This window comes from Dehalococcoidia bacterium, assembly GCA_030648205.1.
Lineage (GTDB): Bacteria > Chloroflexota > Dehalococcoidia > JAUSIH01 > JAUSIH01 > JAUSIH01.
The window spans coordinates 34,765-47,194 of the sequence record JAUSIH010000045.1 but is presented as its reverse complement, the minus strand read 5'-3'; the positions used below and the strand labels follow the sequence as shown (position 1 = coordinate 47,194).

7 protein-coding genes, 1 tRNA gene and 1 rRNA gene are annotated in these 12,430 nt (G+C 62.4%); 5 read left to right on the top strand and 4 right to left on the bottom strand.

All coding sequences use genetic code 11. The annotated features are described in order from the left end of the window. Window positions 1-136: DDE transposase (locus tag Q7T26_05480; protein ID MDO8531604.1), on the top strand; the 136-nt coding region annotated here is incomplete at its 5' end. A gap of 57 nt (window positions 137-193) precedes the next feature. On the opposite strand, the gene Q7T26_05475 is transcribed toward Q7T26_05480, so the two are convergent. From Q7T26_05475 to Q7T26_05465, 3 genes are all read right to left on the bottom strand, one after another. Next, window positions 194-268: transfer RNA gene (locus tag Q7T26_05475), tRNA-Met, on the bottom strand. 43 nt (window positions 269-311) lie between these two features. Beyond that, a 23S ribosomal RNA gene (locus Q7T26_05470) occupies window positions 312-3,292 on the bottom strand. Between the two features lie 195 nt (window positions 3,293-3,487). Then, window positions 3,488-4,639, bottom strand: a complete 1,152-nt coding sequence (locus tag Q7T26_05465) for a hypothetical protein (protein MDO8531603.1) — start codon at window positions 4,637-4,639, stop codon at window positions 3,488-3,490. A gap of 147 nt (window positions 4,640-4,786) precedes the next feature. Between Q7T26_05465 and rsmG the strand changes: the two genes are divergently transcribed. Both rsmG and Q7T26_05455 read left to right on the top strand, forming a co-directional pair. Continuing rightward, window positions 4,787-5,545 carry a 16S rRNA (guanine(527)-N(7))-methyltransferase RsmG gene (rsmG, locus tag Q7T26_05460; protein MDO8531602.1) on the top strand — a complete coding sequence of 253 codons (759 nt, stop codon included), beginning with the start codon at window positions 4,787-4,789 and terminating at the stop codon, window positions 5,543-5,545. Beyond that, window positions 5,517-6,575, top strand: coding sequence for a lysylphosphatidylglycerol synthase transmembrane domain-containing protein (locus tag Q7T26_05455; GenBank protein ID MDO8531601.1), 1,059 nt, complete (start codon window positions 5,517-5,519; stop codon window positions 6,573-6,575). The genes rsmG and Q7T26_05455 overlap by 29 nt, the downstream gene beginning before the upstream one ends. Window positions 6,576-6,630: 55 nt before the next feature. Here the strand turns inward: Q7T26_05455 and Q7T26_05450 are convergent, their stop codons facing one another. Then, on the bottom strand, window positions 6,631-8,556 hold the full coding sequence (locus Q7T26_05450; protein ID MDO8531600.1) for an ATP-dependent helicase: 1,926 nt from the start codon (window positions 8,554-8,556) through the stop codon (window positions 6,631-6,633). 755 nt (window positions 8,557-9,311) lie between these two features. On the opposite strand from Q7T26_05450, the gene Q7T26_05445 reads away from it, so the two are divergent. Together Q7T26_05445 and recA are read left to right on the top strand one after the other, a co-directional pair. Beyond that, on the top strand, window positions 9,312-11,063 hold the full coding sequence (locus Q7T26_05445) for an NAD+ synthase (GenBank protein MDO8531599.1): 1,752 nt from the start codon (window positions 9,312-9,314) through the stop codon (window positions 11,061-11,063). A 280-nt stretch (window positions 11,064-11,343) separates the two neighbouring features. Beyond that, window positions 11,344-12,426 carry a recombinase RecA gene (gene recA, locus Q7T26_05440; GenBank protein MDO8531598.1) on the top strand — a complete coding sequence of 361 codons (1,083 nt, stop codon included), beginning with the start codon at window positions 11,344-11,346 and terminating at the stop codon, window positions 12,424-12,426. Window positions 12,427-12,430: the final 4 nt, after the last annotated feature.

Below are 12,430 nucleotides of genomic sequence, written 5' to 3'. Positions count from 1 at the left end.
CAAGCATCATGGGGTGTCTCCCCAACGCTTCCCTTTGTACCTCAAGGAACTGGAGTTCCGCTACAATCATCGCCAGGAGGACATCTTCCCTCGGTTAGTTCAGTACCTCTGCGATTTTGTGCCAAACCTTACCTAATCACCAAAGGAAAAGGCCCCCGTCTATCTGATCAGGGGCCTTTTCATGTCGCTTTCTTGGTAGCGGGGGGTGGATTCGAACCACCGACCTTCGGGTTATGAGCCCGACGAGCTGCCACTGCTCCACCCCGCGACGGTGCCTGGACGCTGAAGAGTTTTCTTTGCAAAGTGCCCCATAGGTCAAGTCCTCGGCCGATTAGTACGACTAAGCTCCGGCGCTTGCGCGCCTTCCACATGTCGCCTATCAAGCAGGTAGTCTTCCTGCGGCCTTACCCGGTCACCCGGTGGGAAAGGTAATCTTAGGGTGCGCTTCGCGCTTAGATGCCTTCAGCGCTTATCGCTTCCCGACGTGGCTACCCAGCGATGCCCCTGGCGGAACAACTGGCACACCAGTGGTCGGTTCTTCTCGGTCCTCTCGTACTAAAGAAGACTCCCTTCACCTTTCCTGTGCCCACAGCGGATAGAGACCGAACTGTCTCACGACGTTCTGAACCCAGCTCGCGTACCGCTTTAACCGGCGAACAGCCGGACCCTTGGGACCTCCTGCAGCCCCAGGATGCGACGAGCCGACATCGAGGTGCCAAACCGAGCCGTCGATATGAACTCTTGGGCTCGATCAGCCTGTTATCCCCGGAGTAGCTTTTATCCGATAAGCCACGGCCCGCCCACGCGGTACCGTAGGATCACTTGGCCCGGGTTTCCCCCCTGCTCGGCTTGTAGGCCTCACAGTCAAGCTCCCTTATGCCCATACACTCCACGGGTGGTTACCATCCACCCTGAGGGAACCTTGGGACGCCTCCGTTACCTTTTGGGAGGCGACCGCCCCAGTCAAACTGCCCCCCTAGCACTGTCCCAGACCTGTGTCAGGGCCGGTGAGCACTAGAGTAAGAGAAGAGTGGTATTTCACTGTTGGCTCCAGGACGGCCGAGACCGCCCCTTCAAAGCCTCCCACCTATACTACGCATCCCTCACCCCTGTGCAGTGCCAAGATACAGTAAAGCTTCACGGGGTCTTTTTGTCCTGCTGCGGGAAATCCGCATCTTCACGGATACTTCGATTTCGCCGAGTCCCTTGGGGAGACAGCGCTCAGGTCGTTCCACCTTTCATGCGGGTCGGAACTTACCCGACAAGGGGCTACGCTACCTTAGGACCGTTAGAGTTACGGCCGCCGTTCACCGGGGCTTCAGTTCAGAGCTTTGGGGTTACCCCCGAACTCCTCTCCTTAACCTTCCGGCACTGGGCAGGTGTCGGCCCGTATACCTCAGCTTACGCTTTGGCACAGACCTGTGTTTTAGTTAAACAGTCGCCCGAGCTGCTTCGCTGCGGCCCTCCAGAGCTTGCACTCCGGAGGGCGCCTCTTATCCCGAAGTTACGAGGCTCGTTTGCCTAGTTCCTTCCCAAGGGTTCTCTCGACCGCCTGGGGACGTTGATCCCCGCCGACCTGTGTCGGTTTACGGTACGGGCGCTCTGCAGACTCACGCCGCGGATTTTCTTGCCAGTCCAGGATCAACAGGGTTGCTCCGAGTCGCCCCGAAACTTCCCCCCTTCCTTCGCTCGTAACGGCCGCGACGGATTTGCCAATCGCGACCTGGCACCAAAAGGGGGACGCCCCATGTCCAATGGGGGCGCCTTGCTTACCTCTCTGGGTCCCCCCGACGTTGATAACGCTTGCAGAGCGGTGCCGGAATACTAACCGGCTGTCCATCGCTTACGGCGCTAGCCCTCAGCTTAGGCCCGACTTACCCTACGACGAAGAACGTTGCGTAGGAAACCTTCGGCTTGCGGCGGACGTGGTTTTCACACGCCTAAACGCTACTCACGCAGGCATTCGCTCTTCCCTCCGCTCCAGCGGACCTCACGGTCGCACCTTCACTGCTGGAGGGAACGCTCCCCTACCCCCTCGCGGTGCCCGAAGGCACCGAAAGAGCCGTCGCTTCGGTGGCAGGCTGAAGTCCCAATAAATTGTCGGCGCCGTCTCCCTCGACCAGTGAGCTGTTACGCACTCTTTAAAGGATGGCTGCTTCTAAGCCAACCTCCTGGCTGTTTAAGCGAAACGACTTCCTTATCACTTGGCCTGCACTTAGGGACCTTAGCGGGCGGTCTGGGTTGTTCCCCTCACGTCGATGAAGCTTATCCCCCATCGACTCACTCCCAGGGATTAACTAACGGCATTCGTGGTTTGATTGGGTTTGGTAAGTGGTTAGCCCCCTTACCCATTCAGAGCCCTACCTCCGTCAGTCTTCCTCTGAGGCTGCACCTCAATGCACTTCGGGGAGAACCAGCTATCTCCGGGTTCGGTAGGCATATCACCACTACTCCCAGCTCATCCCAGCGATTTGCACTTCACACGGGTTCGGGCCTCCAGTCAGCTTTCGCTGACCTTCACCCTGGCCAGGAGTAGCTCACCCGGTTTCGGGTCTGATCGACGCGACTAGACGCCCTATTCGGACTCGCTTTCGCTACGGCTCCACCTGTTCGCCAGGCTTAACCTCGCCACGCCGATTAACTCGCCTGCTCATTCTTCAATAGGCACGCCATCAGGCCGGTTACCCGGCCCTCTGACCGCTTGTGGGCACACGGTTTCAGATCTGTTTCACTCCCCTCCCGGGGTGTTTTTCACCTTTCCCTCACGGTACTCGTTCACTATCGGTCGCCTGGAGTATTTAGCCTTGGAGAGTGGTCTCCCCAGATTCCCACAAGGTTCCTCGGCCCTCGTGGTACTTGAGAACCGGTCCGGAGCCTTCTTCTTTCGCCTACAGGGCTATCACCCTCTATGGCGGCCCTTTCCAGAGCCTTCGGCTAGTAAGAAGCTTTGTAACTCCGCGCTCCCACTGAGGTAGAAGCATGTCCGGCCTCGCAACCCCCCGTCAGCATAGGCCCTCAGGCCACTAAGATGACGGGGTTTAGGCTTCTCCCCTTTCGCTCGCCACTACTCAGGGAATAGTCTCTTTTCCTCGGGGTAATAAGATGTTTCAGTTCCCCCGCTTACCTCTCCGGCAGAGCCGGAGTAGTCCGGTTTCACCGGACTGGGTTGCCCCATTCGGGAATCCCCGGATCAGCCTGCTTGGCGGCTCCCCGGGGCTTTTCGCAGCCGTGCCACGCCCTTCATCGGCTCCAGGCGCCAAGGCATCCACCGTGTGCCCTGTGTAACTTGACCTACAGGACACTCCACAAAGAATTTGCTCTTCAGTTGTTAACGTACAGGCGACAACATACCCAGGACTTGTATGTCACAGGGCATTGTTCACTTTATCACCGGTGCTCAGGCTTGTCAAGGGTTCTTTGCCGCTCTTTCGCCGCATCCCCGCGCCTCCGTTGCGCCTGGCCCCGGCCCGCGCAATGGGGCCTGTTCTCACAGCAGGGCCAACATCACCCCATACACGTGGGCCATCAGCTTGGCCGCCTCCCGCGTGAAGGCGAAGGCGTCCAGACCGCGGGTGGGGTTCATGTGCTCGAAGATGGAGAACTCCGTGTAGCTTGACCGGCCAGGCGGCATGAGGGGCGCCAGACGGTCGCGCAGACGGCGGGACTCCTCGTACGGAATGACGGGATCGGCGCGGTCGTGCATGATGAAGACCCGCGTCGTGAGCTTGTCCGCCACCCGGCTGGGCGACAGGAGACGCAGCGCCGTCTGCGCGGAGGGCGGCAGACTTTCCCTGAGTTCCCGCCCTTTGATCGGATCACGGTTGGTCAGGAACTCATGGACGCGCAGCCCGTCCGGCGACAGGCGCGCCCACTCCTCAGCGGACGCCTGCTCTCCCTTCAGGACGGCCCGCTGGAGCAGGTCGCGGTCCCACGCGCTCTCCAGCGTGGCGATGAGCAGGCCCTTGATGAGCGGCGCGTACTGGGGACGCGTGCTCCACGCTCGTGTCTGGCCGTCGTACGTGACGCTGCCGGTGACGACTTCCGTCACGTAGTCGCCCGCGTCGTAGTAGCCGCCGAAGAAGTTGAGGACGGCCACCTCGTCCCGAATGCGCTCATCGGCGGCGGCCAGGGCCAGCACGGACGCGCCGACGGAGAAGCCCGCCAGTCCGACGCGCCGCGCATCCACGTGCTCCTGCCTCTGGAGAAAGCGAAAGGCGCCCACCGCAGTCTCCACGTCGTCGGTGTTCACCGTGCCCTGCAGCATGTGCGCCGAGTGCGGCAGCAGCGCGACGATACCCGACCGGGCCAGCCCCTCCAGCAGGCGACGGAGGTCAGGGTCCTCCAGGTTGGGCGTCACGCCGGTCATGAGGATGAGAGCGGGATAGCGGCCCGGCTCCGGAGGGCGGTACACCTCGGCCTTCGCCTCGCCCGCCGCGGACGGGAACGACACGGTCTCGCGGAGGGCCGCCGGACGGGACCACAGGAGCGGACGCACGGGCATGTTGGGCAGCACTTCGGCCACAAGAGCGGCGGTGCGCGCCAGGACGCGGCCCTCGTGCGTGGCCGACAGGAGCAGCAACGCCAGGACGGGCAGGACGAGGAGCCCGTAGGTGGGACCGCGAGGAAAGCGATTCTGCATTGGTGTCCGTCCTTGCGGATGCGTGTCGCGCCCCTATCATACGGGTTTCCGAGGCGTGGGGAAAAGGGGCGCCGGGCGTGCGCGGGCGTCCGTTCGCGCGGGATAGCTGTGCTATAATCCCCCTATTGTGCAGCATGGGAGGCGGATGTGGAGCGGCTGACGGAGGGCGCTCGACGGCTGGGCATCAGCCTGACGCCGGCGCAGATGGAGAGGTTCTCCCGCTACCGCGAGGAGCTTCTCCGCTGGAACAGGCAAGTGAATCTGACCGCCATCACCCTGCCTGATGAGGTGGAGGTCAAGCACTTCCTGGACTCGCTCAGCTTCGCGCTGGCGCTGCCGGGCGGGCCGCGGGCCGGGATGCGCGTGCTGGACATCGGCTCAGGCGGCGGGTTCCCGGGCATACCGCTAAGGATAGCTTGCCCCGGCATACGGTTGACGCTGCTGGAATCGGCGCGGAAGAAGACGTACTTTCTGAGACATCTGGTCTCCACACTGGGGTTGCCCGACGTGGAGGTCGTCACCGACAGGGCGGAGACGCGGGCGCATGACCCCGCGTACCGGGAGCAATACGACCTGGTGCTGGCGCGCGCGGTGGCGGAGACGGCGGAGCTCGCGGAGCTTGCCCTGCCCTTCTGCGCCATCGGCGGCAGGGCCGTGCTGGGCAAGATGAGCGACGCAGCCGCTGAGGTGGAGCGCGCTGCGGAGGCCATCGCCACGATGGGCGGGCGTCTGCTCCACGTCCTGCCCGTCGAGCTGCCGGGCCTGTCGGGCCGGACGCTCGTCGTCCTGGCAAAGGAGCGCCCGACGCCTCCGGCCTATCCGCGGCGTCCGGGGATGCCGCACAAGCGCCCATTAGGATTCGAGAAGGACCTGGTGCATGGACAAGCTGGCGCAGCCAACGACTGAGCCGCAAGACGCCGACAAGCTGCCGGACGTCTCGCTCAAGCGGCGTCTCCTGTCGGCGCCCACGCTCATTTCTTTCGCCATCGCCGCGGCCATCGTGGTCTTCATCGCGACGCGCGTGCAGATTGATTTCGCCTCCACATGGCAATACATCAGCCACGCCAACCCGCTGTTCCTTGTCCTGGCCGTCGCTTTCTACTACGCCAACTTCCCCCTGCGGGCGTACCGCTGGCTTGTCTTCCTGCGGAACGCGGGCGTCGAGCGGGACCCGGGCGTGCGCCTGCCCTCCATAGCGAGCGCGGCGCAGATGTGCTACCTGGGCTGGTTCACGAACGCGGTGACGGGCTTCCGGCTCGGCGACGTCTATCGCTCGTACCTGCTGGCGAAGGAGAACCGCGTCAGCTTCCCGAAGACGCTGGGCACGCTGGCGGCGGAGCACGTGGTGGACATTGTGGTGGTGTTCCTGTCGCTCGTCCTGTCCAGCGTGGCGCTCTTGGGGCGCGCGAGCCCGGATAAGGCGACCCTGTTCATCGGCGTCGGCGTGGCGCTGCTGGCGGCGACCGCCGCCTTGCTGGTCGGCATGCGCGTGCTGGGCCTTCGCATGGCGAAGCGACTGCCCGTCCCGCTGGCCCGGCTCTACACGCTCTTCCACGAGGGCACGCTGGGCAGCCTGCGACAACTGCCGTGGGTGCTGGTCGTGAGCCTTACGATATGGTGCCTGGAGGTGGCCCACCTGTACTTGGTGGCGCGGGCGCTCGGCTTCGACGTGGACCTGTCGCTGCTGTTCTTCGCGACGGCGGCGTCCGCTATCCTCATCATCGTCCCCATCACGCCGGGCGGGCTGGGGCTGGTGGAGACCGGCGTGGCGGGCGTGCTGACGCTGGCGCTGGCGCCCCCGGCGGCGCTCTCCGTTATCCTGCTGGACCGCTCGATTACCTACGTGAGCGTCGTCATCGTCGGCTCCGGACTGTTCCTCGTGCGCTACCTGCGCGGACGCCGCTCCGCAGGGCGGAGGACCGGGCCGACCTCCTAGACCTCATCTCCCCTGGACGGCCAGTGAGGCCGTCGTGCCCTATGTCTCAACCCTTCTAAAACCCTAGGGCCGAGCGCCATTGGTTTCCCGACACGGGCGTGGGCCCGTGTGTTCCAAATTCGCTCATGAATTGACTCGCTTGAAGAACGGCATCACTCCCGACGCTGCGCGCGACAGTGATCCCCATGCGCTTTGCATCGCCCCACGGTGCCAAGGCAGCGCCACTCAATACCAAGGTATCGGTGGTCCTAGTCACAGCTACATAAAACAGCCGCCGTTGCTCTTGAAGAGAAGCTATCTGCTCTTGTGTGGAAAGACCTGCCTTGATTGTGGGCAAAGCTCCGGCGATGCAGCCCGTAACCAAGACGCACTTTGCAGTCAATCCCTTCGACTTATGCAGACTCATCACACGGATGATATCGTCCTGGGCGCTAGGGAGTTCTGGTTGAGTGATTGCAGTGGTCAATTCTTCCAACATTCCCTCCGGCGAAGGAGAGTTAGCCGCTACCGACAAGGCAACAGCGCGGATGTCCGCACATTCGGGATTACCAGGTGGCCACAGGAGGTCAACCAGCGGCGTCCCCATTGCTCCGGTCAGTGCCGATAATCTTGTGACAAGTGCGTGATACCGTTGAACAAGACCGTCTGTATAAGGCGGCGCTTGAGCAGAACCTGAAAGAATACCGTCGAGCAATTGGCGGGGACTGACCCCCGCCGCGTCTGTGTCGCTCCATATCCGCTGATAAGCGGGAGCACGCAAATTACTAGACCCGATACCTAACCAGGCACGCAATGCAGGTCGGTCGTCGGACCGAACCAACATCGTCAGTAAACAGTACCCTTCTGCCGCAGTTGGTTTCTCAAAATAATTCTCAGCAAAGAAGCTCTGAGAAGCATGACCTAACCTGACCAACTCATCCCGGATCAATTCCCCGATAATCCGTCGTGTTGACAAAACGAGAATCTGCCCTGGTTTGACATCAGGATGATTTCCCAGGAACCAATGCACAAAAGCGGCTGAGGTGATTATCTCTTGTTGGACCGTGTTGTGCTGAACAATGTAAACGATGCCATTGCTGTTCCCTGGCATTGGCCGAATTGTGCTTGGACGCTGTGGATGATTGTGTAGGATCAAGGCGTTCGCCATATGCACGACTTGGTGGGGGCATCGTCTGCAATCATGCAGGGGCACGTCATGGGTATTTGAATGAGATGTGTGGAACTGCGTGATGCCTTCGGGCTGTGCATGCCGAAGCATCGTGTAGATGGATTGGTCTTCATCACCGATCACAGTGAGTGCTCCATTCCTGGCTACAGCGTCGACGAACTCTTGGTCAGCCCGATTCAGGTCCTGATATTCATCTACTAGAACGTGGCCATATTGAGGTGTATGCGGCGAGGCTGGATTCTGTCGAATATAGTCCAAGGCAAGAGGAACCAGTTCATCAATCAGGATAGCCTGATGATAAGTCAGCCAACGAAGCAACTCGCGCTGGAAGTTCTGTTGAATAGGGTCACGGGGCCATCCCAGTTGATGGTGTTGAAGTGTCGCCCAACATGCCCCAAATGCTTTCACTAGGGCTTTAACAGCATCTTTCCCGCCGAAGTTCGGCGCTAGATCAGTCACCAAGCAGTCAGATTCAAATGATGTTAACGGGCGAGCCACGCGGTGTGTTGCCTGAAACACAGCGTTTTCTCGCAGGAGCTTGAACGCGAGTGAGTGAAGAGTGGAAGCTGTAACGTTCTGTGCTCCAGGTGAGCCTAACGAATTGAGTTGTGAAATCAAGTCGTTGGCAGCCGTTCGAGTAAACGAAACAGCCAAGATGGACGAAGGTGAAGTCCCGGTTTCCAGCAGTCTCGCCACTCTGTGCATGACCGCAAAGGTCTTGCCTGTTCCAGGACCGGCCATAACACGGAGAGGCGTACTCGGATAAACCGCAATGTCAAGCACGGGTCCCGCAATGCCAGTATTCCACGCCATCTGCCCTACCTATCCTCACACAGTATCTCCTGTCCGTTTGGGGGAGGCTCTTCCCCGGTTGTTAACGAACCGTATGCGTAAGTATACGACCCGACACTCGGCCAAAACAACAATGTGTAACTTGACCGTTGGGCTGCCGCTTGGTTCCACTAAGTGACAGCGGCTCTGAGAAATTGCCTTCCTCCGGTCTCCCGTTCGGAGAAAACGGTCAAGAAGCACAGAGAAGACCCACTCGTTTCTTATATGGGGATTCCGTTCTCTGCGTCTTCGCGAACCGCGCCGTGGTCGTTCCTCCGTCGCCGCGTGCGGAGAGGGAGGCCGGGTGGGTGAGGTCTAACCCTCCACCCTCTTCATCGCGGCGAGCGCCACGCCGCGCTACGACGCCACGCCGCGCGCCGACAGTTTGGAGCGCCATCGGGATGCTGGCGCGGCTGGAGGAGGTGGCGGACGTGCGCGAGGTGACGGCGCTGCTAGGGGGGGGGTAGGCGGATCTCATCCCCCACCGTCCCGGACATCCTTCGCGGATGGAATGCTCCCAACGCATGTGTTTTGTCATTCTGAGCGCAGCGAAGAATCTACGTCTGTCTGAACCAGCGGTGACAGCTATGGCCCACCCCATGGTTCGACAGAGTCTGTCCTGAGCAGAGCCGAAGGACTCACCACGAGCGGCCTGGTGCTATCCCGTCTTTCCGTCCCGCGCTGATGTATGCTATAGTCAAGCTCAACAAAGCCTGACCCAGGGAAAGCTTTCAGCTATGCGCACATTCCGCATCGCGCTGGCCCAGACCAACCCCACGGTCGGCGACCTGGACGGCAACACGGCCCGCATCCTGCGCTACATGGACAAGGCCAGGGCCGCGGGCGCCGACCTCGTCGCCTTCCCCGAGCTCGCCATCACCGGCTACCCGCCGGAGGACCTGCTCTTCAAGGCCCAGTTCATCGCGGAGAACCGCAAGCGCCTGGACAGGATTGCGCGGCACGCCAAAGACATCACCGCGGTGGTGGGCTTCGTGGACTCCAACTCGGACACCTACAACGCCGCCGCCGTCATCCACAACGGCAAGCTGGTGGACGTCTACCACAAGATGTTCCTGCCCAACTACGGCGTTTTCGACGAAGACCGCTACTTCCGCGCGGGCCGCGAGTGCCCCGTCTACGTCATCAATGGCGTGCACGTGGGCGTCAATATCTGCGAGGACATCTGGTACGCCGTCGGCCCCACGGCGGTACAGCGCGAGGGCGGCGCCGAGGTGATTGTCACCATCAACGGCTCGCCCTACCACGCAGGCATGAGGGGTTTCAGGGAGCGCATGGTGGGCACGCGCGCCAGCGACAACCAGCTTATCATCGCCTACGTCAACATGGTGGGCGGCCAGGACGAGCTGGTCTTCGACGGCGGCAGCATGGTCTTCGACCAGAAGGGCGAGGTCATCGCGCGGGCGCGCCAGTTCCAGGAGGACATGCTGGTGCTGGACCTGGACGTGGAAGGGGTGCAGCGCGAGCGCCTGCACGCGCCCCGCCCGCGCAAGGAGCATCTGCCGGAGCACGGCATCGGCGAGCTGAAGCGCATCGTGGTCAGCGCCAGGCCCTCATCGCGGGCGCGGCCACCGCTGCCCGCGCGTCCTTCCGCGGAAGGACAGCCGCTGGACGACATGGCGGAGGTCTATCAGGCGCTGGTCGTGGGCGCCCGCGACTACGTGCGGAAGAACGGCTTCAAGACGGTGGTCATCGGCCTGTCGGGCGGCGTTGACTCCAGCCTGACGTGTTGCGTCGCGGTGGACGCGCTCGGCAAGCGCAACGTGGTGGGCGTGGGCATGCCGTCGCGCTACTCGTCGGAGGGGAGCCTGGCGGACGCGCGCGCCCTGGCCGACGCCCTGGGCGTCCGCTTCATGGTCATCCCCATCGAGCAGCCTTTCAAGGCGTACCTGGAGACGCTGAGCGAGCCGTTCAGCGGGACTCAGCCCAACGTGGCGGAAGAGAACATCCAGGCGCGCATCCGGGGCAACATCCTGATGGCGCTGTCGAACAAGTTCGGCTGGCTGGTGCTGTCCACGGGCAACAAGAGTGAGCTGTCCATCGGCTACTCCACGCTCTACGGCGACATGGCGGGCGGCTTCTCCGTGCTGAAGGACGTGCCCAAGACGCTGGCGTACAAACTGGCTGCCTGGCGCAACGCCCATCCTTCCAGGGAAGGACGCGGCCCCATCCCGAAGAGCGTGCTGGTCAAGCCGCCCAGCCCGGAGCTGCGCGCCAACCAGAACACGGAGGAGGAGCGCGTCCCCTACCGCATCATGGACCCCATCCTGAAGGCGTACGTGGAGGAGGACCGCACCTTCGAGGACATCGTCGGCATGGGGTACGACGCGGAGACGGTGCAGCGCGTCCTGCGCTGGGTGGACAAGAACGAGTACAAGAGGCGGCAAGCGCCTCCCGGCGTCAAGATCACGCCGCGGGCCTTCGGGCGCGACCGGCGCATGCCCATTACTAACGGCTATCAGAAGGCGTAACGCGGACGCAACTACAAAGCCTTGGGTTGACTTGCAAACCGCTCGTGGTGAGCCTGTCGAACCACGACGGCTCGCCCTTCGACAAGCTCAGGGTGAGCGGAGGGGGAATCAGTTTACGGATTAATGTACGGCTGTGTAAGTCATCCTCTCCCCCTTGCGCGGTTGCGGTACAATTGTTCTAATCATATTTGGCCGCGAGGGGGTGGCGACGATGGGTTGGGCTACAGCGAAACGGGAAAAGAAACGGACGCGCGAGGAACTGACGAAGGATGGTAGGGCTATGAGCACTCCCGCAGACCGCCAGGCTGCTGACACCGCCAAGGCCACCGAGAAAGAGAAGGCCCTGGACATGGCCCTTGGCTATCTGGAAAAGACCTATGGCCGGGGCACCATCATGCGCCTCGGCGAGGCGGCCGCCCGACAGTCGGTGGAGGTGATATCCACAGGCTCGCTGTCGCTGGACCTGGCGCTGGGCGTCGGCGGCATACCCCGCGGGCGCGTCACGGAGATATTCGGCGCGGAGGCGTCGGGCAAGACCACGCTGGCGCTGCACATCATCGCCAACGCGCAGCGGTCGGGCGGCAAGGTCGTGTACATTGACGCGGAGCATGCTCTGGACCCCAGCTACGCGCGTGTCTGCGGAGTCAACGTGGACGACCTGCTCATATCGCAGCCGGACTTCGCAGAGCAGGCGCTGGAGATCACCGAGCAGATCGTGCGCAGCGGCGCCGTGGACGCGGTCATCATTGACAGCGTCGCCGCGCTGGTCCCGCGCGCCGAGCTTGAAGGCGACATGGGCGACCAGCACGTGGGGCTGCAGGCGCGGCTCATGTCCCAGGCGCTGCGCAAGCTGACGGCGGCCATCAGCCGCTCCCATACGGCGGTCATCTTCATCAACCAGCTTCGGGAGAAGATCGGCGTCTTCTTCGGCAATCCGGAGGTGACGCCCGGCGGGCGCGCCCTCAAGTTCTACAGCTCCGTCCGCATAGACCTGCGCCGCCTGGAGACCCTGAAGCAGGGCACCGACGTGGTGGGCAACCGCGTCCGCGCCAAGGTGGTCAAGAACAAGGTGGCGCCGCCGTTCCGCCTCGCCGAGTTCGACATCATGTTCCGCGAGGGCATCAGCAAGGAGGGCGACCTGCTGGACCTGGGGGTGGGCCTGGGCCTGGTCAAGAAGTCCGGCGCGTTCTTCGCCGTCGGCGACACGCGCATCGGCCAGGGGCGGGAGAACTCCAAGCAGTTCCTGCGGCAGCACCCCGACATAGCGCAGGAGCTGGAGAAGCAGATCCGGGCCTCCGGGCCGAGGGCGACGGCCGTCCCCGTCCCCAGCGCCAGCGAGGAAGAGACGACGCCGGAGGAGTAGCACC